Genomic DNA, 21702 nt, shown 5'->3' on the forward strand with positions numbered 1-21702 from the left:
CCCGCAACCCGACGGTCCGGTCCGCGGCGAGCAAGGCACAGGAGACGGTCGCCACCCCGCGCCGGTCGTCGCCGACGTGGTCAAGGACAAGGCCACCTGCGGCCGCGTCGACCGTCGCCGACAAGGTTCACCGCGACAGCGGTGACCACCTCGGCGACCCGTCGACGATGGGGTCGGCGGCCGGTCGGTCCTGACTCGACCCTGGTCCTCCGCACCGCACGACCGCGGAGGCGGTGAGGATGGCCGCGTGAGCGACCTCCTCCCGCACCTCGCGACCGGTGAGATTGCTCCGCGTCGCCGGTGCCGCCGGGCACCGGCTGGCCGGGGACCCCGCCACCGCGGACACCCCGGTGGCCGGCACCGCCGCCCGGGTCCGCCGGCTGGCACGCGGTGCGTCGCTCGCCGACCTCGACGCCCGGGTCACGGTCTGCCGCGCCTGCCCGAGGCTGGTGCGCTGGCGGGAGGACGTCGCCCGGACCAAACGGCGTCATGCGCCGACCAGCCCTACTGGGGTCGTCCGGTGCCGGGGTTCGGTGCCGAGGAGCCGTCGATCCTGGTCGTCGGCCTCGCCCCGGCCGCGAACGGCGCCAACCGCACCGGCCGGGTCTTCACCGGCGACCGCAGCGGCGACTGGCTGTTCGCCTCGCTGCACCGCGTCGGTCTCGCCACCCGCGGCACCAGCGTCGACGCCGCCGACGGGCTCGCGCTCGTCGGCACCCGGATGGTCGCGACCGTGCGGTGCGCGCCCCCGGACAACAAGCCCACGGTCACCGAGCGGGACACCTGCTCGCCGTGGATCGAGGCCGAGGTCGGGCTGCTCGCCGAGCACGTCCAGGTCGTCGTCGCGCTCGGCGGCTACGGCTGGGACGCGACCCTGTACGCCGCCCTGGGCTGGTCGGTCGCCCGGCCGCGACCGCGCTTCGGGCACGGTGCGGAGGCGGCGCTCACGTCCGGGGAACGCAGCCTGACCCTGCTCGGCTGCTACCACCCGAGCCAGCAGAACACCTTCACCGGCCGGCTCACTGAGCAGATGCTCGACGACGTGCTCGCCCGCGCGGCCGACCTCGGCACAATGACAGGGTGAGCGTCCCCGGGACGTGGAACGAGCCGGCCGCCTCGGCGACCGACTCGTACGACGTCCCGACCGGGACAGGCCCCTGTATCCCAACCGGCAGAGGAAGCCGCCTTAAGAGCGGCGCAGTCTGGGTTCGAGTCCCAGCGGGGGCACCAGGACGACCGGTCAGCTGCGCTTGCGCGCAGCCCGCTTGGTCTCGGCGAGCTCGTGGAGGCGCTCGGCGTCCGCGCGCGACTCGGCCGCGGACTTCTTGGCCTCGCGGGCCCGGTCCAGCTCGTTCTTCGCCTCGCGCTGCGCGGTCGTCTTCTTCGCGGTAGCGACCTTCTCGACCTGCTGCTTGCGCTGCTGCGCCGCGGCCTTCCGGGTCGCCGCACGCTGGTCGGCGGCGGCCTTCTTGGACGCGGCCGCGCGGGCGGCCGACTCCTCGGCCTCCTGCTTGCCGCGGGCCTCGGCGACGTCGGCCTCCTCGAGTGCCGACGCAGCGCGCCGCTCGGCGGCCTTGCGCTTGCGCGCGGCCTGCTGACGACCCGCGGCGGCCGTCTGGCGCGCCTGGTCCCGGGTCGCCGCGGCCCGCTCCTCGAGCTCGGCCGCGGTCACCAGCTTGCGCGAGCGCTCCAGGCGGTCGGTGCCGCGCCGGTTGAGCTCGCGGTCGAAGAGGAGCGTCCCGGCCAGGCGATCGGCCGACCCGAGGGTCCGGTCGAGGGCGATGCGAGGACCGGAGGTCTCCGGGAGCCGCTCGGACAGCGCGCCGTCGGCCAGCGTGAGCGGCAGCCGGGCGAGCCGGTACGGCAGGGTGATGAGCGTGGTGATCATGGTGGTCCTCACTTCTCGGTCTCGGCGCGCAGCTGCGCGGCGTCGTGCTCGGCGGCGGCGGCCTCGCGCTGGAGGCGGCGCCTCTCGGCCTCGGCCTGCGCCTCGGTGCGGTCGGCCTCGGCGGCGGCCGCGTCGGCCTGGCGCAGGCGCCGTGCGGCCAGCTCGTCGGCCTGCTCGGTGGCCGCCTCGCGGCCGCCAGCCTTCTGGCGCTGGGCCTCGCGGTCGGCGGCGGCGCGCTCCTGCTCGCGCTCCCGGGCGACCGCGGACTCCTCGACGGCGGCCCGGGCCTGGGCGGCCCCCTGCTGCTGGGCGGCCTCACGCTGGGTCTCGCGGAGCTCCTCGGCGGCCTCCTGCCGGCGGGCGTCGGCGACGGCCTCGTCGGCCACGGCCTCCCGGCGCTTGCGGGCCTCGCCCTGCTGGAGCTGGCCCTCCTCGACCAGCGCGTCGTTGCCGGTCACGGCGCCGGCAACCTCCTTGGCCTTGCCGGCAACGCTCGTGAACACTCCCTTGCGGGCTTCTGCTGCTTCGTCGTTGCTCATGGGTGCTCAGTGCCCGACGGTGCCGGGGGCCAGTCTGCATCGGCGTGTGACCTGGGACGCAGGGGCACACCGCGCCGGGTACGGTGAGCCATGCCTCGGTGGACTCGGCCTCGACGCGCCGCACCCGCACCCGCAGCGGCGCCTGCACCGGACCGGCCCGCGGACCAGCCGGCGGGCGGACCGTCGACCGCGCCGGCGGGCAGCCTCCGGCTCGGGACCGGCTTCTTCGACCGGTTCCCGGCCTTCTACGGCACCAGCCACACCTCCTCCTACGCCTGGCGGCTGAACCTGCGGCACGAGGCGATCTTCACGGCGAACGCCGACCTGTTCGCGGGCGCCCGGGTGCTCGACGTGGCCAGCCACGACGGCCGGTGGTCGATGGCGGCCGTGCAGGCGGGCGCGGCGTCGGTGGTCGGCATCGAGGCGCGGCCCGAGCTGGTCGCCAGCGCGCGGGCCACGCTGGCGTCGTACGACGTCGACGAGTCGCGGTGCCGGTTCGTCGAGGGCGACGTGTTCGAGGTGCTCGCCGCGGACCGGACCGAGGTCGACGTGGTGCTCTGCCTGGGCTTCCTCTACCACACGCAGCGGCACACCGAGCTCTTCGCGGTCCGGGGGACCGGGGCCGCCACCTCGTCGTCGACACCGAGAGCCAGCACCGCAGCGCGGACACGCTCGTCCGGCTGGCCGACGAGCGGGTCGAGCGGGAGGGCAACGCGGTGGCCGACGCCTACACGTGGGGCGACACCGTGCTGACCGGCCGGCCGACCCTGTCCGCCCTCGGCCTGCTCGCGCGCACCCAGGGCTACGAGCTCGAGCGCCTCTCGGACTGGGACGGCCTGCTGCGGGACAACCCCGACGCGGACCAGGTCCGCGACTACCGCATCGGCAGGCGGGCCACCGCGAGGTTCGCCGCGACCTTCTGACGCCAGGCGTACGCCGGCTGGTAGCGGTCGTGCAGGGTCGTGATCAGGCTGATCATGCACAGGAAGAAGAAGGTGTCGGCGCCGAGCAGGCTGATGCCGAGCACGAACTTCACCAGCACGACGAGCGCGACGTTGACCAGCAGCCGCAGCCCGAACGTACGCAGCACCTCCGGGGCGTCCAGCGCCGCCGCGAGAACGCCAGCGTGATGGCGGCGTTGAGGAACACGACCGTGCCGATCCCGACGAACATCTGGAAGGGGACCCGCGACACCCCGGGCAGGATCTGCCCGTAGATGATCGAGACCAGGCCGACCAGCACGATCTTCTCGAGCGTCATCCAGGACCACACCCAGCCGCCGGCGATCCGGATCGCCGCCCGCTCGGTGGCCGTGTCGACGGACTCGGGAAGCGGGTCGGAGTGGAACCGGAGCGCGTGGTCGGGGGCGGGGAGCCGCGGCCGGACCACGAACCAGAGGACGCCGAGGATCGCCAGGATCCCGATGACCAGCGCCCAGCGCGTCCACGGGTAGTCGCGGAGCGTGTCGGTGACGTCCATCTCCGCGACGTGCAGCCAGTACTCCTGCTGCAGCTTGATGAAGATCCAGATGGCTGCCGCGGTCACGATCCAGCTCCGCATCCGGATCGTGGCGGTGTTCCAGTAGAGCCGCACGACCTCGTAGGCGATGAAGAAGTACTCGAAGGTGTTGGGGAAGAGGAGCATGATCATCCGCTCGTGCGTCATCTCGAAGAGGAACGCCCCCACCAACCGGTAGTAGAACAGGAACCGCGCCACCGCGAACGCGTGCAGGTTGTCCCAGCTGCGCATCGCGGACAGGTAGGCGACGGACAGGTAGAAGATGTCCATCGCCTTGTCGTAGGACTGGTAGTTCGGCGGGTCGTAGCCGAACATCTGGAAGATCGTCTGGTCGACGCCGTCGAGGATCAGACAGGCGATGATCGCCGGCAGCGGGTAGCGCGGGATCAGCAGCGGGAGCAGGAAGCGCCCGGTGACGACGAGGATGAAGACGACCTGTTCCATTGGCGGTGATTCTGGCGCACTCGGGGACCCCGCGTGCGGGAACGTCCAGGTCCTGCCGACCGTTGGAACCTGTGAACCCACCTAGACTGGGCTCACGACCACGGCCTCGAGGAGAGACCAATGCAGAGCAACAACCCGGTGTTCCGCCGCTCGGAGGAGTTCAACACCCCGGGCGCGAATGCCTACGGCAACCAGACCTACGCCGGCAACGGCGCGCCGCAGCCCGGCTACGGCCAGCCCGGTTACACCGACCCCGCGACCTGGGGCACGGGCACGCCCGGTGGCCCGAGCGCCCCCACGACCGTCCAGCGCCCGATGACGATCGACTCGGTCGTGACCAAGACCGGGATCGCCCTCGCGGTCGTGATCATCACCGCCGCGATCACCTGGGTGATGAGCCCGGACGTCGACACGAACTCGACCCAGGCCGACGTCAGAGGGCTGATCGCCCTGACGATCGGCTCGCTCGGCGCCTTCGCGCTGTCGATGGTCAACTCCTTCAAGCGGGTGATCAGCCCGGCCCTGGTGCTGGCGTTCTGCGCCTTCGAGGGAGTCGCGCTCGGCGCGATCAGCAAGATGTTCAACATGTGGTACCCCGGCGTCGTGATGGCGGCGGTCATCGGCACCTTCGGCGCCTTCGCCGGGACGCTCGCGGTCTACCGCTTCTTCGACATCAAGGTCGGCAACAAGTTCCGCACCATGGTCATCGCGGCCATGTTCGGCATGGTCGGCATCAGCCTGGTCGGCGTGGTGCTGAGCCTCTTCGGCGTCGACCTCGGCATCTTCGGCGACGGCGCGATGGGCCTGCTGTTCGCGGTCGCCGGCCTGGTGCTCGGCGTCTTCATGCTGGTGCTCGACTTCGACTTCGTCGAGCAGGGCATCGCCAACGGGATCCCCGCCGAGCGCGTTCGCCCTCACCGTCAGCCCGGGTCTGGATCTGCTACCTCAACCTGCTGCGGGATCCGGCGATCGACACCGCGAGGATGGCGCCGTTCTGCGTGTCCGCCAGCCTCGGACCCAGTGCGCGGTGAAGTGGCGGTAGCCGCCGTGCGTGCCCGAGTTCCACGCGCCGGAGACGTCGGTGGCGCTCGTCCACTCACCCCACGAGCAGTGGTAGGCGTCGGCGATCATGCGCGGTTGCGACGGCCCCACCGATGTCGGTTGATGCGGTGACCGCCGTCCCGGTAGTTGAACCGGATGTGGTGGCCGTGGGCGTCACGACCGGAGTAGTGACCCTCGAGCGGCGTGATCGTCGCCGCCGACGTGTGCGCGGGCGACCCACCGGTCGTCACGCTCGCGGTCCAGGCCGGCGCCAGGAGTCCGACCAGACCCATCAGCAGGGCGACGGCCGCAGCGGCGAGCTTCGTCCTCATGTGCTTCCCCTCCGGTCGCCGAGTGATGCCGTGCACTCAACGACCGAGATGCTGGCACGCGGATCGCACGCGGAGGTGGCGGTCTGGACAGGAGGACAGGGCGCCTCCGCGCTGCTGGGCCGCCGGCGGGGTGGGGTCTCGCCTACCTCGTCGCGGGCTCGAGATCGTCGTCGTGGGAGTCGTCGTCCTCCGGTCCCTCGGCCTCGGTGTCGGGGTGCCGGCGGCGGTGCCGCAGCTCGACCCAGAGACCACGCACCCCGCGCCGTGCCCCGGCGACCTCGGTGCCGTCGAGCTCGGTGCCCGCGACGTTGACGGCCTGGATCGCGGCCGTGGTCACCGGCAGCACTCCCTCGCCGCGGTAGGCCTCCGGCTCGGCCTCGTCCTCGGGCATCAGGCCGAGCGCCGCCAGCGTCGAGGGCAGCAGCACCTGGGCGAGGGACTTGTAGCCCTGCGCCGAGGGGTGGAACCGGTCCGGCCCGAAGAGCAGCGCCGGTGCGGCCGCGAACTCCGGACCGAGGATCGAGGCCAGCGAGACCGTCCGGCCGCCCTCCTCGACGACCGCGATCGTCTGGGCCGCGGCGAGGCGGCGCGACCACAGTCGGGCCACCTGCTTCAGCGGCGGCATGATCGGCTGGATCGTGCCGAGGTCGGGGCAGGTGCCGACGAGCACCGCGGCACCGCCCTCGCGCAGCCGGCGGACCGACTCGACGAGGTGCCGGACCGAGGCCGCGGGCAGCACGGTGTGGGTGACGTCGTTGGCGCCGACGAGGATGACCGCGACGTCCGGCCGCATCGGGAGCGCCCGGTCGACCTGGGCGGCCAGGTCGGAGGACTTCGCGCCGACGACCGCGAAGTCGCGCAGGTGCACGCGCCGGTCCGCGCGCTCGGCCACCCCGCTGGCGAGCTGCGCCCCCGGCGTCTCCTCGACCCGGTGCACGCCGTACCCGGCCGCGCTGGAGTCACCCAGGAGGGCGACCTTGACGGCGGGTCCGGGTCGGCCCCGGCCGTACCAGCCGGTCGGGTCGGGCGGCTCGCCGTCGGTGGGGCCGATCGAGCGGCGCGCCATCACCGCCTCGGCGCGCAGCAGCCCGTAGAGGCTCGCCCCGAGCACCGACAGACCGCCGCCGCCGTACGCGGCGGCAGACGCGAGCTTCCGAGCTGCTGCTGCTTTCCCCACGCCGTCACTCTACGGATGTCGACCGCCGGGCACGCGCGCGGTTTTCCCCGGGTGTGAGGAGCGCCTCTAGATTGGCGCCATGCAGTACGTGAACTCCCTGCTCGAGCTGATCGGCAACACCCCGCTGCTCAGGCTCTCGACGTCCATGGGCTCCCTCGAAGGTGCGACCGGACCGATCGTCCTCGCCAAGGTGGAGTACCTCAACCCCGGCGGCTCCGTGAAGGACCGCATCGCGACCCGGATGATCGAGGCCGCGGAGGCCTCCGGGGAGCTCCAGCCCGGCGGCACGATCGTCGAGCCGACCTCCGGCAACACCGGTGTCGGCCTCGCGATGGTGGCGCAGCAGAAGGGCTACCAGTGCGTCTTCGTCTGCCCGGACAAGGTCAGCGAGGACAAGCGCAACGTGCTGCGTGCGTACGGCGCCGAGGTGGTCGTCTGCCCGACCGCGGTCGAGCCGGAGCACCCGGACTCCTACTACAACGTGTCCGACCGGCTCGCGTCGCAGCCGGGGGCCTGGAAGCCCGACCAGTACTCCAACCCGAACAACCCGCGGTCGCACTACGAGACGACCGGTCCCGAGATCTGGGCGCAGACGGAGGGTCGGATCACGCACTTCGTCGCGGGCGTCGGCACCGGCGGCACCATCAGCGGCACCGGCCGCTACCTGAAGGAGCAGAACCCCGACGTCCAGGTCATCGGCGCGGACCCGGCCGGCTCGGTCTACTCCGGCGGCACCGGCCGCCCGTACCTCGTCGAGGGCGTGGGGGAGGACTTCTGGCCGGAGGCCTACGACCGCAGCGTCGCGGACCGGATCATCGAGGTCTCCGACGCCGACTCGTTCGCCACCACCCGGCGGCTGGCCCGCGAGGAGGCGCTGCTGGTCGGCGGCTCGTCCGGCATGGCCGTGCACGCGGCGGTCCAGCTCGCGCACGAGCTCGAGGGCACGCCGGAGGGGGAGAACGCCGTCATCGTCGTGCTGCTCCCGGACTCCGGTCGCGGCTACCTGACCAAGGTCTTCAACGACGACTGGCTCGCGCAGTACGGCTTCCCGGTCGACGGCGTCGAGCGCCCGGTGCAGACCGTCGGCGAGGTGCTGCGCGGCAAGGACGGGCGGCTGCCCGACCTGGTGCACACGCACCCGAACGAGACCATCGCCGAGGCCGTGGCGATCCTCCAGGAGTACAACGTCTCGCAGATGCCGGTCGTGCGCGCCGAGCCGCCCGTGGTCGCCGCCGAGGTCGTCGGCTCGGTCTCCGAGCGGACCCTGCTCGACCTGCTCTTCACCGGCACCGCCCGCCTGACCGACAGCGTCAGCGAGCACATGGCGCCGCCGCTGCCCACGATCGGCTCCTCCGAGCCGTCCTCGGCCGCCGTCGCGGCGCTGGAGGGCGCGGACGCGCTGCTCGTGCACGAGGACGGCAAGCCCGTCGGCGTCGTCACCCGGCACGACCTGCTGGCCTACCTCGCGCGCGGCTGACGGCGCGGTGGTTGAGGTGTGAACGCCGCCAGGCCTGAGCCTCGAAATCAGCGCTCGTCCACAGGCCCGGATCGACCCGTTGATGCGCCGCGGTCAGACGCCGAGGCTGGAGCGATGCCGTACACCTACATCGTCCGCTGCGCCGACGACTCCTACTACGTCGGGAGCACGTGGGACGTCGATGCGCGCGTCTGGCAGCACAACACTGCCGATCAGGGTGCCGCATACACGCGTCGTCGCCGGCCGGTGGTCCTCGTCTGGAGCTGTTGGTTCGACTCGATCGAGGAGGCGTTCCTCTTCGAGAAGCGGGTGCAGGGGTGGAACCGGGAGAAGCGTGAGGCCCTGATCCGCGGGGACTACGACGCGCTGCCGGATCTCTCCCGCCGAACGGCGGTGAAGCAGCGGCGTGGCCCGGGGGAGGGTGGTTTCGAGGCTCGTCGCTAGCGCTCCTCGCACCTCAACCACCGCAACAACACGGTGGTTGAGGTGTGAAGGCGCTCTGGCGCCTGAGCCTCGAGACCGCCGCTCCTCGCACCTCGACCACCGTGACAACACGGTGGTTGAGGTGTGAAGGCGCTCTGGCGCCTGAGCCTCGACACCACCGCTCCTCGCACCTCGACCACCGCAACAACCCGGTGGTTGAGGTGTGAAGGCGCTCTGGCGCCTGAGCCTCGAGACCACCGCTCCTCGCACCTCGACCACCGTGCGGCCTATAGTGAGAACACGTTCTAGTTCTCAGGAGGGCGGATGACCGCGATGCCGGCGATCGAGGGCTGGTTCACGACCGGGCCGGAGCCGACACTGCTCGGCAGCCGCTGCGCGACGTGCGGCACGGTGTTCTTCCCGCCGACGCCCGGCCCGTGCCGCAACCCCGCCTGCGACGGCACCGACCTCGAGCAGGCCGCGCTGTCCCGCCGGGGGACCGTGTGGTCCTACACCGACGCGCAGTACCAGCCGCCCCCGCCGTACGTCGCCCGCACCGACCTCTACGAGCCGTTCGCCCTCGCGGCCGTCGAGCTGGCCGAGGGCCTGGTCGTCGTCGGCCAGGTCGCCGACGGGTACGGCGTCCGCGACCTGCGGGTGGGCGGCGAGGTCGAGCTCGTCGTCGAGACCCTCTACACCGACGACTCCGGCGACCGCACCGTGTGGCGCTGGAAGCCCGTCACCGAGATGGGCGAGGAGGCGGACCAGTGAGCGCCCACGACGTCGCCGTCCTCGGCGTCGGCATGCATCCCTGGGGCAAGTGGGGCCGCAGCTTCGTCGAGTACGGCGTGCACGCGGCCCGGGCCGCCCTCGCCGACGCCGGCGTCGCCTGGCAGGACGTCGACCTCGTCGTCGGCGGCGAGACGGTCCGCAACGGCTACGGCGGGTACGTCGCGGGGGCCACGTTCGCGCAGGCACTCGGCTGGAACGGGGCGACCGTCGCGACGTCGTACGCGGCGTGCGCGACCGGCGCCCAGGCGCTCGACACCGCCCGCGCCCGGATCCTCGCCGGCCTCTCCGAGGTGGCGCTGGTCGTCGGTGCGGACACCACCCCCAAGGGGTTCCTCGCGCCCAACGCGGGGGAGCGGTGGGACGACCCGGACTGGCTCCGGTTCCGGCTGCTGGGGATGACCAACCCGGCGTACTTCGCGATGTACGCGCGGCGCCGGATGGACCTCTACGGCGCGACGGCCGAGGACTTCGCCCGGGTCAAGGTGAAGAACGCGCGGCACGGTCTGGAGAACCCGAACGCCCGCTACCGCAAGGAGGTCGGCGTCGAGGACGTGCTGACGAGCGCGGTGGTGTGCGACCCGCTGCACCTGCTCGACATCTGCGCCACCTCCGACGGGGCGGCCGCGGTGCTGGTCACCAGCACCGAGTACGCCCGCCGGCACGGCGTGGACCGCCCGGTCCGGGTCAACGCGATCTCGACGGTCACGCCGACCTTCCCGAACACCGTGCTCGACATGCCGAACCTGTCGACCGACGCGAGCACGGCGGTCGCGGAGCCCGAGCGCACCTTCAAGGAGTCCATCGGGCAGGCGGCGTACGAGCAGGCCGGCATCGACCCGGCCGACGTGTCGCTCGCCGAGGTCTACGACCTCTCGACCGCCCTCGAGCTCGACTGGATGGAGGACCTCCAGCTCTGCAAGCGCGGGGAGGCCGAGGCCCTGCTCCGCGCGGGGGAGACCACCCTCGGGGGCCGGATCCCGGTGAACCCGTCGGGCGGGCTCGCCTGCTTCGGCGAGGCGGTCCCGGCGCAGGCGCTCGCCCAGGTGTGCGAGGTGACCTGGCAGCTGCGCGGCCAGGCGACCGGCCGGCAGGTCGAGGGCGCCCGCGTCGGCATCACCGCCAACCAGGGCCTCTTCGGACACGGGTCGTCGGTGCTGCTCAGCGTCTGAGGCGCGTGTGACCTGGGCCTCATCCCAGGGCCGGCGTACCACTCCGTCGGGACCTTTGGCCCGATCCGGGGGACCCTCGACCGGTCCGGGGCGCGCACGATTCTTCCTAGGTTGGCTGCGCTAGCAGTCCGGTCTCGGAATCTGAGAGAGGTCCCCTCGTGGACAGCGTCCTCGACATCGCCAGGTGGCAGTTCGGCATCACGACCGTCTACCACTTCCTGTTCGTCCCGCTCACGATCGGGCTCACGGCGCTCATCGCCGTCATGGAGACGATCTGGCTGCGTACGAAGAACCCGGAGTGGCTCCGGCTGACGAAGTTCTTCGGCAAGCTCTTCCTCATCAACTTCGCGATCGGTGTCGTGACCGGGATCGTGCAGGAGTTCCAGTTCGGCATGAACTGGTCGGACTACTCCCGCTTCGTGGGCGACGTCTTCGGCGCCCCGCTGGCGGTCGAGGCGCTGCTGGCGTTCTTCCTCGAGTCGACGTTCCTCGGACTGTGGATCTTCGGCTGGGACAAGCTGCCACGCGGGCTCCACGCCGCCTGCATGTGGCTGGTGCACATCGGCACGCTGTTCAGCGCCTGGTTCATCCTGGCGGCGAACTCCTGGATGCAGCACCCGGTCGGCTACCGCTACAGCGCGGTCAACGGCCGCGCCCAGCTCGTCGACTTCTGGGCCGTGATGTTCAACAAGGTCCAGCTCGTCACCTTCCCGCACGTGATCACGGCGGCCTACATGACCGCCGGCTCGTTCATCGTCGGTGTCTGCGCCTGGCTCTACGTCTCGAAGAAGCACGAGCAGGACAAGGCGCTCTACCACAAGGGCCTGCGGCTCGGCGCCTGGGTGATGCTGGCCGCCGGCGTGCTCGTCGCGGTCACGGGCGACGCCCAGGGCAAGATCATGACCGAGGTCCAGCCGATGAAGATGGCGGCGGCCGAGGGTCTGTACGACACCGAGAGCTCGAACGCCGGGTTCTCGATCTTCACGATCGGTACGCCGGACGGTCAGTCCGAGAAGTTCGCGATCAAGATCCCCGGCCTGCTCTCCTTCCTGGCCACCGGAAGCACCAGCGGCGAGGTCCAGGGCATCAACCAGCTCCGCGAGAAGTACCAGCAGGAGTTCGGGCAGGACCCGGGCGCGCGCTACTACGACCCGAGCGGCAACTACTCGCCGGTCATCCCGGTCACCTACTGGTCCTTCCGCTACATGATCGGCTTCGGCTTCCTGGCCGCGCTCTTCGGTGCACTGATCCTGTTCCTGACCCGCAAGGGCCGGGCGCCGACCTCCAAGTGGTTCGCCCGGATGGCGATCTGGACGCCCATCGCGATGACGCTGGGCAACGCCTTCGGCTGGATCTTCACCGAGATGGGCCGCCAGCCCTGGATCGTCTTCGGCCTGATGACGACCTCCAACGGCGTCTCGCCGGGAGTCAGCGCCCTCGAGGCGTGGATCTCGGTGATCACGCTGACGCTGCTGTACGCCGTCCTCGCGGTCGTCGAGATCGGCCTGATCCTGCGCTTCGCCAAGCGTGGCGCCGACCCGTTCCAAGAGCCTCCGGACCCGTCACGCGACAGTGACGACGAGGACCGACCGCTCGCGTTCGCGTACTGAGAGGAAGGCAGTCATGGAGCTCTCCACCGTCTGGTTCATCCTGATCGCCGTCCTCTGGATCGGCTACTTCACCCTCGAGGGGTTCGACTTCGGCGTCGGCATGCTGCTGCCGATCCTCCCCAAGAGCGACAAGCAGCGCCGGGTCATGATCAACACGATCGGCCCGGTCTGGGACGGCAACGAGGTCTGGGTCCTCACCGCCGGCGGCGCGACCTTCGCGGCGTTCCCGGAGTGGTACGCCACGCTGTTCAGCGGGTTCTTCCTGCCGCTGCTGCTCATCCTGCTGGCCCTGATCGTCCGCGGCCTGGCCTTCGAGTACCGCCACCAGCGTCCTGAGGCCGCGTGGCACTCGTGGTGGGACCGGGCGATCGTCATCGGCTCCTACGTGCCGGCCCTGCTCTGGGGCGTCGCGTTCGCGAACATCGTGCGCGGCGTGCCGATCGACGCGGACAAGGAGTTCACGGGCACCCTGTTCACGCTGCTGAACCCGTTCGGCCTGCTCGGCGGCATCGTCACGCTGCTGCTGTTCATGACGCACGGCGCGATGTTCCTGGCGCTCAAGACCGAGGGTGACCTCCGGGAGCGCTCGCGGGCGCTGAGCGTGAAGCTGGGCCTCGGTGCGGCGGTGGCTGCGGTCGTGTTCCTGGTGTGGACGCAGATCCTGACCGGCAACACCGGCTCCGCGGTGTTCTTCGTCCTCGCAGCGCTCTGCCTGGTCGGCGGCATCGCGATGGCGCGGATGGCCCGGGAGGGGTGGGCCTTCATCGGGACGTTCGCCACGATCGGCCTCGCGGTCGCGGGCCTGTTCGTGGCCCTGTTCCCCGACGTGATGCCCTCGTCGACCAGCGCGCTCTACTCGCTGACGACCAGCAACGCGTCCTCGTCGCACTACACGCTCACGGTGATGACCATCGTCGCCGTGATCTTCACCCCGATCGTCCTGGGCTACCAGGCCTGGACCTACTGGGTGTTCCGCAAGCGGATCGCCGAGCACCACATCCCGGACGCCGAGCTCGAGGCGGTGGCGTGACCCACCGCAGCGCGCGTCCGCCGTTCCTCCGGGGACACGGATGAGGCCCACCGACCCGCGGGTGCGCCGGCAGCTGATGCCGGCGCACCGCCCTCTCGGGGTGGTGCTCGCCGCGGGTCTGGTGAGCTGCCTGCTCCTCATCGGGCAGGCCTGGGCGGTCACCGAGCTGGTCCTGGCCTCGCTGCACGACGGTGCCGTGGTGACCTGGGCCGGGGTGGTGGCCGCCCTCTTCGCCGCCCGCGCGCTGGTCGGCTGGGTGAGCGACGTCTTCGCGGCCCGGGCGGCGGCCGTCGTCGGCACGGACGTACGCCGGCGGGTCGTGCACGCCATCCTCCGCGACGGTGGAGCGGGGCGGTCCACCGGCGAGCTCGCCGGCCTCGCGACCCGCGGTGCGTCCGCCGCCGAGCCCTACCTCACCCGCTACTTCCCGGCGCTCGTGCTCGCCGGGGTGCTGCCCTTCCTGACCCTGGTCGCGATCGCGGTGCTCGACCCGACGAGCGCCCTGATCGTGCTGTGCACGCTGCCGCTGATCCCGGTGTTCGGGATCCTGGTCGGGATGGCCACGCAGGACTCGGCCCGCTCCCAGTGGCGCGCCATGGCCTCGCTGTCGGGCCACTTCCTGGACGTGATGCGTGGCCTGCCGACCCTCGTCGCGTTCCGCCGCGCGGACGCCCAGTCCGGCACCATCCGGTCCACGACCGACCGCTACCGCCGCCGCACCATGCAGACGCTGCGGGTCGCGTTCGCGTCCTCCGCGGTCCTCGAGCTGGTCGCGACCCTCTCGGTCGCCCTGGTCGCCGTCACCGTCGGCATCCGGCTCTCGCAGGGCGACCTCGACCTCCAGACCGCGCTCGTGGTGCTGCTGCTCGCGCCGGAGGCGTTCTGGCCGCTGCGGCGCGTGGGGGCCGAGTTCCACGCCGCGTCCGAGGGCGTCGCCACCTTCGAGGCGGCCAGCGACCTCGTCGACACCGAGGGCACCGGCCCGCTCCGCCGACCCGGGCCGCTGCGCGTCGAGCACGTCGGCGTGCTGCGCCCGGGCCGCACCGTCCCGGCCCTCGACGACGTCTCCCTGACGGTGCCCGAGCGTGGCGTGACCGCGGTCACCGGCCCGTCCGGCTGCGGCAAGTCCACCCTGCTCGCCGTCCTCGCCGGGCTCCTGGAGCCCACCTCCGGCACGGTGCAGGGCCCCGCCCGCGACCAGATCGCCTGGCTGCCCCAGCGCCCGGTGTTCGTCGCCGGGAGCATCGCCGACAACCTGCGCCTGGCCCGTCCGGACGCGACCGACGAGCAGCTGCGCGACGCGCTGCGCCGGGTCGCCCTCGACGTCGACCTCGGGCTGCTGCTCGGCGAGGACGGCACCACGCTGTCCGCCGGCGAGCGGGCCCGGCTCGCGCTGGCCCGCGTCGTCCTGGCCGACCGGCCGTGGGTGCTGCTCGACGAGCCGACCGCCCACCTCGACAGCGGCACCGAGCAGGTCATCACCGACGTCGTCCGCGACCTCGGCCGCACCAGCGGGGTGGTCGTGGTCGCCCACCGACCCGCGCTGGTCGCCGCCGCCGACCACGTCGTGTCGCTCCCGCCGCCGGCGCCGTACGTCGCCGCCCGACCGGTCTCCCCGGTCGCCACCGTTCCTGCGCGGCCCGCCGCGCCCGAGGCCGCGCCGGACGGGGGTCGGCGCGGCCTCGGCCTCCCCACCGTCCTCGGCGGGCTCGCGTCCGCGTCGGGGGTGGCGCTGACGGCCACGGCGGGCTGGCTGATCGTCAAGGCGTCCTACCAGCCGCAGATCCTGCTGCTGCTGGTGGCGATCGTCGCGGTGCGCACCTTCGGCATCGCCCGGCCCGCGCTCCGCTACGTCGAGCGGCTGCAGTCCCACGACGTCGTGCTGCGGATGCTCGCCGCCCGCCGGGTGGAGGTGTACGACGCCGTGGTGCCGCTGACGCCGGGTGCGCTCGGCCGGCGACGCGGTGACGTGCTGGCCGCCGTCGTCGACGACGTCGACAGCGTGCTCGACCGCGAGCTGCGGGTCCGGATGCCGGTGCGCGGCTTCGCGATCACCGCCGGCATCGCGGCCGTGGTGGCCGCGCTCGCCGCCCCGCAGTCCCTCGTCGGGGTCACGCTGGTGTGCGTCGCCGCGGGGGCCGGCTACCTGCTCGCCCGCCGGGGTGCCACCCGCGCGGAGCAGGGCGCCGTGGCCACCCGGGCCCGGCTCTCCGACGCGGTCGTGGACGCCACCCAGACCGCCAGCGAGCTCGCGATGTGGCAGGCCGAGGACCGGGCCCTGGCCGCGGTCGGCGCCGAGAGTGCCGAGCTCGGCCGGCGGACCGTCGCGGCCGCCACCTGGCTGGCGACCGGGCGCGCGCTGGTCCTGATGTGCTCCGGCCTCGCGGTCGCGGCGGCCGCGCTGCTGCTGGCGCCCGTGGTCGCCGACGGCACGCTGTCCGGACCGATGCTCGCGCTGCTCGTGCTCCTCCCGCTCGCGCTCGGGGAGGTCGCGGGCCAGCTCGCCGACGCCGGTGCGCTCTCGGCCCGCACCCGGGCCGCGGAGGACCGGCTCGAGGCGCTGACCTCGCGGGTCCCGGCGGTCGCCGAGCCGACCAGCCCGGTGCCGGCCGACGGCGACGTCATCTCCCTCGACGGCGTCAGCGCCGCGTGGGACGGTCGCGTGGTCCTCGACGACCTCGACCTGGAGCTGAGCCCCGGCGAGCGGGTGGCGGTGGTCGGCCCGACCGGCTCCGGCAAGAGCACGCTGGCGGCGCTGCTGCTGCGCTTCGTGGACCCGGTGCGGGGCGCCGTACGCCTGGGCAGCCACCCGCTCACGGAGCTGTCCTTCGACGACGTCCGCGGCACGGTCGGGCTGGTCGACGACGACCCCCACGTCTTCGCGACCACGCTGGCCGAGAACGTCCGGCTGGCCCGTCCCGCGGCGAGCGACGCCGAGGTGGCCGAGGCCCTGCGCCAGGCCCGGCTCGGCGGCTGGCTGGACTCGCTGCCCGACGGGCTGGACAGCTGGCTCGGCGACGGCCACGCGCAGGTCTCGGGGGGCGAGCGGGCCCGGATCGCCATCGCGCGGTCGCTGCTCGCCGACCAGCCGGTGCTGGTGCTCGACGAGCCGGCGGCCCACCTCGACGGGGCCACGGCGGACGAGCTCGCCGCCGAGGTGCTCGACGCCGACCACGACCGCACGGTCGTGTGGATCACGCACGCCGAGGCGGGGCTGGACCGGGTCGACCGGGTGCTCAGCCTGCGCTGACCGGCCCGGAACCTGGTCACGACGAGGTCACGACCAGGTCACGGCCGCGCTCAGGGAGGTGCGCCGCACCGGACCGGAACGGCCCTGGAGCCGCCCATCCGGCCGGCTTGCTGGTAGGAATAGACCCGTGGCCGAGAGCACCCCGATCCGCGTGTACCTCCTGGACGACCACGAGGTCGTCCGGCAGGGGCTCAAGGCGCTCCTGGAGGCGTCCGGCGACATCGAGGTGGTCGGCGAGTCGAGCACCGCGACCGAGGCCGCCAGCCGGATCCCGGCGCTGCGCCCCGACGTCGCCGTCCTGGACGCCCGGCTGCCCGACGGGTCGGGCATCGAGGTGTGCCGGACGGTCCGCGCGGTCGACCCGTCGATCCGAGGACTGATCCTGACGTCGTACGACGACGACGAGGCGCTGTTCGCCGCGATCATGGCCGGCGCGTCCGGCTACGTGCTCAAGGAGATCAAGGGCAGCGACCTGGTCTCGGCCGTGCGCCAGGTGGCTGCGGGCAACTCCCTGATCGACCCCAGCCTCACCGCCAAGGTTCTCGAGCGGGTCCGGAACCCACCGACGACCGCGCCGGAGCTGGCCGACCTCACCGAGCAGGAGATGAAGCTGCTCGGCTACATCGCCGAGGGCCTCACCAACCGCCAGATCGGGGAGCGGATGTTCCTCGCCGAGAAGACGGTCAAGAACTACGTCTCCAGCATCCTCGCCAAACTCGGCCTCGAGCGCCGCACCCAGGCCGCGGTGCTGGCCAGCAAGCTGCTGCGCTGACCGTCGGCCCCTGCCGGACGTCATGCGGTCCGGTCGCCGGGGCAGCCACCTCGGATGACGTCCCCCGGACCCGCCGCCGGGACGTCATCCGGTCCGGTCGCCGGTGCAGCCACCTCGGATGACGTCCCACCGGCCCTGCCGGGACGTCATGCGGTCCGGTCGTCGGGGCAGCCACCTCGCATGACGTCCCCCGGACCCGCCGCCGGGACGTCATCCGGTCCGGTCGCCGGGGCAGCCACCCCGCATGACGTCCCGAGGGGGACGGCAGCGAGCGGATCGTCACCGCAGCGGAACCCGCCAGACGAACGACGTGCCGCGCGGGTGACGGGGGGTCAGCTGGAGCGAGCCGCCGAGCGAGGAGGCCCGGCGGCGGGCGTTGCGCAGCCCGCTCTCGGCGACGTCGGGGGCGATGCCGATGCCGTCGTCGACGACGGTGAGCCGCACCTCGTCGCCGTCGACCTCGACCGTGATGTCGCCGTGGTCGGCCGCCGCGTGCCGGGCCAGGTTGGACAGCGCCTCGCGCAGCACCGGCAGCAGCTGGTCCCGGATCTCGCGCGGCACCGCGCTGTCGACCGGGCCGACGGTGTGCACGACCGGGTCGAACTTCAGCAGCGGGGCGTACTCGCGGGTCAGCCGCCGCAGGTCGGCACGCAGCGACGGGCCCCGACCATGGTGCTGCAGCTCGAAGATCGTCCCGCGGATGTCCTTGATCGTGGCGTCCAGCGCCTCGACGGCCTCGTCGATGCGAGCCGCGAGCTCGGGACCGGCGCCGAGCGCGGTGCCCTGCAGCTGGAGGCCGGTGGCGAACAGCCGCTGGATGACGACGTCGTGCAGGTCGCGCGCGATCCGCTCGCGGTCGGAGGTGACCGCGAGCTCCGCGCGGTTCTCGATCGCCTGGGCGCGGTCGAGGGCGAGCCCCGCCTGGTCGGCGAACGACGCCAGCAGCAGCCGCTCCTCCGACGGCATCCGGGGCGCGTCGGGGTCGTTGAGGATGACCAGCAGGCCGGCGCTGACCAGGTGCGTGCGCAGCGGGATCAGCGTGGCCACGAAGCCCGCGAGGTGCACGTCGACGGGGTCGGCGTCCAGGCGCGGCCACGGCCGGTCCTCGAGCGCCACCAGGGCGGCCTCCACCGCGGCCGCCGTGTCGGCCTCGGCGGCGACCGTGTGCACCGCGGTCCCCTCCTCGAGGTGCAGCACCGCCGTCGCCCGGGCGCCGGTCGTCGACCGGACCGTCCGGGTCACCTCGGCGAGCCCCTGCTCGAGGTCGATCGGAGGCTGCAGGGCCTCCGAGAGGGTGGCCGAGGACTCCAGCCACCGTCGCCGGCGCTCGCTGAGCCCGTACGCCCGGGCGTTCTCGATCACGTACCCGGCGGCGTTCGCGAGCGCCTCGACGAGCGCCTCGTCCTGCTCGGTGAAGCTCGCCCCGCCCTCCTTCTCGGTGAGGTAGAGGTTGCCGAACACCGTGCCGCGGATCCGGACGGGCACCCCGAGGAAGCTGCGCATCGCCGGGTGGTGGGCGGGGAACCCCGCTGACCGTGGGTGCTGGGCCAGGTCGTCCAGGCGCAGCGTGGCGGGCTCCTGGATGAGCAGCCCGAGGATGCCGTGACCGTGCGGCAGGTCGCCGATGGCGGCCCGTTCCGCGGCCGTCACGCCCGTGGTCACGAACTCGACCAGGAACGCGTCGTGGCCGAGCACGCCGAGCGCGCCGTACCGAGCCCCGGTGATCTGGGTGGCGGCCTCGACGATCCGGGTGAGCACGGCGTTGAGGTCGAGGTCGGAGGAGATCGCCGTGACCGCCTCGAGGAGGGCGCGGGTGGATGCCGGGAGGGCGTGGTCGTCGCCGTCGGTCACGCCGCCAGCCTTCCCCACCGAGGGCCTAGACACTCCGGCGCACGGGGAGGGTCACGTCGAGGTCCCAGGCGCCGCCGATCCGGCGTCCGCTGACCTCGGTCCAGCGCAGCCGCACGTACAGGGTGCGCGCCCCGGCCGCCCACGGCCGCGGCTCCCAGGTGGACCGGATGTGGTCGAGCTCCTCGGGGTCGTTGACGACCTCGCCGCGGCCCCGCGCCACCACGCTCCAGCCGCGCTGCCGCTCGTGGTCGAACTGGTCGACCTCGAAGGCGAGCACACTGTCCCGGCCGTAGGTGCCGAGCACGCTGTACGGCGAGGTCCGGACGATCACCGCGTCGTCGACGACGGAGTAGTTGACCGGCACGATGTGCGGGCCGTCGGGCGCGGAGAGCGCGATCCGTCCGCCGACGCCGGTGCGGAGCAGGTGCTCGCACTCGGCCCGGGTCAGGTCGATCGCCTCGTTCACGGCATGCTCCTCGGACGGGTTCGGTTTGTCGTCCATGGTGGGCCGCGACGTGAGCGTGATGCAGGGTCCATGGTCCCGAAACCGGAGGCCTTCGGCGGTACTCCGGAGTAGGTCGCACCGCGCACCGTGGTCACATGGAGACCACCGTCATCCCTCCAGGCACCGTCGTCGTCGGGCTGGACGGCTCCCCGTCCTCCGAGCAGGCCCTGGACTGGGCGATCGACTACGCCGGTCGCGAGCGCCGTCAGCTGACGCTCGCGCACGGCCTCGACCCGGCCGGGTCGGTGTGGATGGACCCCGAGGGCGCCGACCACCGTGCCGTCCTCGGTGCGCTGCAGAGCGACGCGCTGGCGCTGCTCGAGCGCGGTCGCGAGCGCGTCGCCGCGGTGTCGCCGTACCAGACGGTGCACCACGCCCTCTGGATGTCCGACGCCCGCGTGACGCTCCTCGACCTCGCGGAACGGGCGGCGGCCGTCGTCGTCGGCTCGCGCGGCCGCGGACCGGTGAGCAGCCTGCTGCTCGGCTCGGTCGGGGTCGCGGTGTCGCGCCACGCGCCGTGCCCGGTCGTCGTCGTGCGGCCCAGCCACCCGGGCCTGGTGCGCAACGGCGTGCTGGTCGGTGCGGACGCGAGCGACCGGTCCCGGCCGGTGCTGGAGTTCGCCTACCGGCAGGCGTCGCTGCGCGACCTGCCCCTGACGGTCGTCCACAGCGGGGGCGGTGACCTGGCCGGGGTGGAGCTGGCGGAGGCCGTCGCCGGGTTCGCGGAGAAGTTCCCCGAGGTCCGGACCAGCACCCGGCTCGTCCACGGCAGCCCGGGCGACGTGATCGCCCAGGAGTCGCGGCGGATGGACCTGGTCGTGGTCGGCGCCCACCACCGCACCACGGCCAGCACGATCCTGCACGGGTCGGTCACCGACGCCGTCGTCGAGCACGCCGAGTGCCCGGTCGCCGTCGTCCCCCTCGCCGGCACCCGCTGAACCTGGCAGGGTCGGGGCATGACGGACGTGCCCGCCCACACCATCGTCGTCGGCGTCGACGGCTCAGCGACCTCCGACCGCGCCGTCGCGTGGGCGGCCGAGCAGGCCCGGCTCGAGGGCCGGGACCTCACGCTCCTGCACGCCACCGGGACGGTCGGGACCACCACGATGCTGTGGATGGACCAGGCCGGGGTCGACAGCGCCGCGGCCGTCGAGGGCATCCGGCAGGAGGCCGAGCAGCTGCTCCAGGCCGCCGCCGACCGGGTCGCCGAGCTGGCCCCGGACGTCACGGTGCGCGGGGTGGTCGCCGAGCTCGACCCGCGCGACGCGCTGCTGGAGGTGGCACCGGGGGCCGCGATGCTGGTCGTGGGCTCGCGCGGGCGCGGCCCGGTCGCCAGCCTGCTGCTCGGGTCGGTGGCGCACGCCCTCTCCCGCCAGCCGGCCTGCCCGGTCGTGGTGCTCCGCCCGGTCGCGGAGTCCGTGTCCCGCCGCGGCGTGCTCGTCGGCGTCGACGAGGCCGGTACCTCGACCCACGCCCTGGCGTTCGCCTACCGGCAGGCCTCCCTGCGCCGGCTGCCGCTGCGCGTCGTGCACTGCATCTGGGACGCGCGGGCCTCCTCCGGCGAGGTCGGGCCCGACGAGGAGGGGTACGACGCCGAGCGGCTGCTGCTGGCCGAGACCGTGTCGGGGATGGCCGAGCAGTACCCCGACGTCGAGGTCGCGACGGTCCTCGCCCGCGGCATGGTGGACCGGACCCTGGTGCGCCTCGGCGAGGAGGCCGAGCTCGTCGTCGTCGGCACTCGGGTGCGTGGCTGGGTCACCGGCCTGGTCCACGGTCGGATCTCGTCCATCGTCACCGAGCAGTCGAGCAGCATCGTGGCGGTCGTCCCGGAGCCCGACCTGGACCGTCGAGAGGCATGAGACGGCCCTGACCCACCCGGCCCGA

21 protein-coding genes, 1 tRNA gene and 1 pseudogene are annotated in these 21702 nt (G+C 72.9%); 15 read left to right on the top strand and 8 right to left on the bottom strand.

Translation table 11 applies throughout. The features are described from left to right. The first annotated feature begins 247 nt into the window (after positions 1 to 247). Positions 248 to 1084 (top strand): annotated as a pseudogene (locus ACILQ5_RS04285) (uracil-DNA glycosylase). 69 nt (positions 1085 to 1153) lie between these two features. Further along, a tRNA-Leu gene (locus ACILQ5_RS04290) sits at positions 1154 to 1230 on the top strand. A 10-nt stretch (positions 1231 to 1240) separates the two neighbouring features. Here ACILQ5_RS04290 and ACILQ5_RS04295 read toward each other — a convergent pair. Beyond that, positions 1241 to 1888 (bottom strand): hypothetical protein, encoded by a 648-nt coding sequence (locus ACILQ5_RS04295; protein WP_395656732.1) that lies wholly within the window; start codon positions 1886 to 1888, stop codon positions 1241 to 1243. A gap of 8 nt (positions 1889 to 1896) precedes the next feature. Further along, positions 1897 to 2427, bottom strand: coding sequence for a hypothetical protein (locus tag ACILQ5_RS04300; protein ID WP_395656733.1), 531 nt, complete (start codon positions 2425 to 2427; stop codon positions 1897 to 1899). A 90-nt stretch (positions 2428 to 2517) separates the two neighbouring features. Here ACILQ5_RS04300 and ACILQ5_RS04305 point away from each other — a divergent pair, with 90 nt between their 5' ends. Both ACILQ5_RS04305 and ACILQ5_RS04310 read left to right on the top strand, forming a co-directional pair. After that, a complete protein-coding gene (locus ACILQ5_RS04305; protein WP_395656734.1) occupies positions 2518 to 3180 on the top strand; it encodes a class I SAM-dependent methyltransferase in 663 nt (220 codons plus the stop codon). Then, positions 3144 to 3350: a hypothetical protein gene (locus ACILQ5_RS04310; protein WP_395656735.1), complete on the top strand. Its 207-nt coding sequence runs from the start codon at positions 3144 to 3146 to the stop codon at positions 3348 to 3350. Before ACILQ5_RS04305 ends, ACILQ5_RS04310 begins: the two co-directional genes overlap by 37 nt. Here the strand turns inward: ACILQ5_RS04310 and ACILQ5_RS04315 are convergent. After that, the gene (locus tag ACILQ5_RS04315) at positions 3302 to 3517 is read right to left on the bottom strand and encodes a hypothetical protein (protein ID WP_395656736.1); all 216 of its coding nucleotides are present in this window, start codon (positions 3515 to 3517) and stop codon (positions 3302 to 3304) included. The genes ACILQ5_RS04310 and ACILQ5_RS04315 overlap by 49 nt on opposite strands. Continuing rightward, positions 3460 to 4389 (bottom strand): hypothetical protein, encoded by a 930-nt coding sequence (locus ACILQ5_RS04320; RefSeq protein ID WP_395656737.1) that lies wholly within the window; start codon positions 4387 to 4389, stop codon positions 3460 to 3462. The genes ACILQ5_RS04315 and ACILQ5_RS04320 overlap by 58 nt, the downstream gene beginning before the upstream one ends. 120 nt (positions 4390 to 4509) lie before the next feature. On the opposite strand from ACILQ5_RS04320, the gene ACILQ5_RS04325 reads away from it, so the two are divergent. Beyond that, positions 4510 to 5562 (top strand): Bax inhibitor-1/YccA family protein, encoded by a 1053-nt coding sequence (locus ACILQ5_RS04325; protein WP_395656738.1) that lies wholly within the window; start codon positions 4510 to 4512, stop codon positions 5560 to 5562. Here ACILQ5_RS04325 and ACILQ5_RS04330 read toward each other — a convergent pair. Both ACILQ5_RS04330 and ACILQ5_RS04335 read right to left on the bottom strand, forming a co-directional pair. Continuing rightward, positions 5517 to 5762 (bottom strand): hypothetical protein, encoded by a 246-nt coding sequence (locus ACILQ5_RS04330; protein ID WP_395656739.1) that lies wholly within the window; start codon positions 5760 to 5762, stop codon positions 5517 to 5519. The two genes, ACILQ5_RS04325 and ACILQ5_RS04330, sit on opposite strands and share 46 nt — an antisense overlap. A 142-nt stretch (positions 5763 to 5904) precedes the next feature. Beyond that, the gene (locus ACILQ5_RS04335) at positions 5905 to 6939 is read right to left on the bottom strand and encodes an SGNH/GDSL hydrolase family protein (protein WP_395656740.1); all 1035 of its coding nucleotides are present in this window, start codon (positions 6937 to 6939) and stop codon (positions 5905 to 5907) included. A 79-nt stretch (positions 6940 to 7018) separates the two neighbouring features. On the opposite strand from ACILQ5_RS04335, the gene ACILQ5_RS04340 reads away from it, so the two are divergent. From ACILQ5_RS04340 to ACILQ5_RS04375, 8 genes are all read left to right on the top strand, one after another. Continuing rightward, positions 7019 to 8416, top strand: a complete 1398-nt coding sequence (locus ACILQ5_RS04340) for a cystathionine beta-synthase (RefSeq protein ID WP_395656741.1) — start codon at positions 7019 to 7021, stop codon at positions 8414 to 8416. 114 nt (positions 8417 to 8530) lie between these two features. Next, positions 8531 to 8860 carry a GIY-YIG nuclease family protein gene (locus ACILQ5_RS04345; protein WP_395656742.1) on the top strand — a complete coding sequence of 110 codons (330 nt, stop codon included), beginning with the start codon at positions 8531 to 8533 and terminating at the stop codon, positions 8858 to 8860. Between the two features lie 303 nt (positions 8861 to 9163). Then, positions 9164 to 9610: a Zn-ribbon domain-containing OB-fold protein gene (locus ACILQ5_RS04350; RefSeq protein WP_395656743.1), complete on the top strand. Its 447-nt coding sequence runs from the start codon at positions 9164 to 9166 to the stop codon at positions 9608 to 9610. Then, a complete protein-coding gene (locus ACILQ5_RS04355; RefSeq protein WP_395656744.1) occupies positions 9607 to 10800 on the top strand; it encodes a lipid-transfer protein in 1194 nt (397 codons plus the stop codon). Before ACILQ5_RS04350 ends, ACILQ5_RS04355 begins: the two co-directional genes overlap by 4 nt. Positions 10801 to 10958: 158 nt before the next feature. Continuing rightward, positions 10959 to 12410, top strand: a complete 1452-nt coding sequence (locus tag ACILQ5_RS04360) for a cytochrome ubiquinol oxidase subunit I (RefSeq protein ID WP_395656745.1) — start codon at positions 10959 to 10961, stop codon at positions 12408 to 12410. Positions 12411 to 12423: 13 nt separating this feature from the next. Then, positions 12424 to 13440, top strand: coding sequence for a cytochrome d ubiquinol oxidase subunit II (cydB, locus tag ACILQ5_RS04365; RefSeq protein ID WP_395656746.1), 1017 nt, complete (start codon positions 12424 to 12426; stop codon positions 13438 to 13440). 40 nt (positions 13441 to 13480) lie between these two features. Beyond that, positions 13481 to 16690 (top strand): thiol reductant ABC exporter subunit CydD, encoded by a 3210-nt coding sequence (gene cydD / locus ACILQ5_RS04370; protein ID WP_395656747.1) that lies wholly within the window; start codon positions 13481 to 13483, stop codon positions 16688 to 16690. Between the two features lie 127 nt (positions 16691 to 16817). After that, positions 16818 to 17462 (top strand): response regulator, encoded by a 645-nt coding sequence (locus ACILQ5_RS04375; protein WP_395656748.1) that lies wholly within the window; start codon positions 16818 to 16820, stop codon positions 17460 to 17462. A gap of 279 nt (positions 17463 to 17741) precedes the next feature. On the opposite strand, the gene ACILQ5_RS04380 is transcribed toward ACILQ5_RS04375, so the two are convergent. Further along, positions 17742 to 19313, bottom strand: coding sequence for a GAF domain-containing protein (locus ACILQ5_RS04380; RefSeq protein ID WP_395656749.1), 1572 nt, complete (start codon positions 19311 to 19313; stop codon positions 17742 to 17744). Between the two features lie 25 nt (positions 19314 to 19338). Then, complete coding sequence (locus ACILQ5_RS04385; RefSeq protein ID WP_395656750.1) at positions 19339 to 19779, bottom strand: pyridoxamine 5'-phosphate oxidase family protein; 441 nt, start codon at positions 19777 to 19779, stop codon at positions 19339 to 19341. A 134-nt stretch (positions 19780 to 19913) separates the two neighbouring features. Between ACILQ5_RS04385 and ACILQ5_RS04390 the strand changes: the two genes are divergently transcribed. Together ACILQ5_RS04390 and ACILQ5_RS04395 are read left to right on the top strand one after the other, a co-directional pair. Then, a complete protein-coding gene (locus ACILQ5_RS04390) occupies positions 19914 to 20756 on the top strand; it encodes a universal stress protein (RefSeq protein WP_395656751.1) in 843 nt (280 codons plus the stop codon). Positions 20757 to 20774: 18 nt separating this feature from the next. After that, a complete protein-coding gene (locus tag ACILQ5_RS04395) occupies positions 20775 to 21677 on the top strand; it encodes a universal stress protein (protein ID WP_395656752.1) in 903 nt (300 codons plus the stop codon). Positions 21678 to 21702 lie beyond the last annotated feature (25 nt).

The sequence above is a fragment of the Nocardioides sp. genome (genome assembly GCF_044226305.1).
Lineage (GTDB): Bacteria > Actinomycetota > Actinomycetes > Propionibacteriales > Nocardioidaceae > Nocardioides.